Annotated in this window: 1 protein-coding gene; it reads left to right on the top strand. The window is 49.5% G+C overall.

Annotated elements, in window-relative coordinates; genetic code table 11:
* Nucleotides 1-101 precede the first annotated feature (101 nt).
* On the top strand, nt 102-851 hold a 750-nt coding region (locus HMPREF2954_RS07580), incomplete at its 3' end, for a type IV secretory system conjugative DNA transfer family protein (protein ID WP_045073279.1).

Raw genomic sequence — 851 nt, 5'->3', positions numbered from 1 at the left:
AAAGGTCGTCTGAAAGCTTTTTCAGACGACCTTTACTGCTAAAGATTGCTTATTGATTTCTAAAACCGATTTAATCATCTAAAGTTAAGAGGCATATAAAAATGACCCTACGCAACAAATTCATCATTACGGCAATTTTATTGCTGCTTTCCTTGGTTGCCGGCAGCTACCTTTCCGGCTTTATCTTACTGCAATGGCTGGGACTGGACAAAACCCCGCTGGTACTGACGACATGGTTCAAATATTTCAATACGCTGCATCTTCCTCGGGTTGCAGCGTATTCTTTACAAATTAAGACATCAGGTATAGCCGGCTTCGGCCTGCCGCTGCTGGCCTACCTGTTCAGCCTCGTTCCCATATGGAGGACAGCTTCCCCCAGCCTGCACGGCGAGGCAAGGTTTTCAGGGATGTCGGACCTGGTAAAGGCAGGCTTTTTCAAACAATCCGATACATCGTTAGTCGTCGGCAAATACAACGGCAAGCTGTTGCATTACAGCGGCCAGCAGTTTGCATTGCTGGCGGCACCGACCCGCTCGGGTAAAGGTGTCGGTATCGTGATACCGAACCTGTTGAGTTACAAAAGTTCGGTCGTAGTTTTGGATATCAAACAGGAAAACTTCAACCTGACCAGCGGCTACCGCAAAGAGGTATTGGGTCAGGAAGTCTATCTGTTCAACCCCTTTGCCGAAGACGGTAGGACGCACCGCTGGAATCCGTTTACCTATGTTTCTTCCGATCCCGACCAGCGGGTATCGGATTTGATGTCGATAGCGGCGATGCTGTATCCGGACGGAGACAGCCGGGACAAGTTCTGGGTGGCGCAGGCAAGGAATGCGTTTTTGGCGTTTTCG

Source organism: Neisseria sp. HMSC067H09 (genome assembly GCF_001814135.1).
In the GTDB taxonomy this organism is placed as follows: Bacteria; Pseudomonadota; Gammaproteobacteria; order Burkholderiales; family Neisseriaceae; genus Neisseria.
The sequence above is the reverse complement of the archived record's forward strand: the minus strand, read 5'-3'. Positions and strand labels throughout refer to the sequence as shown.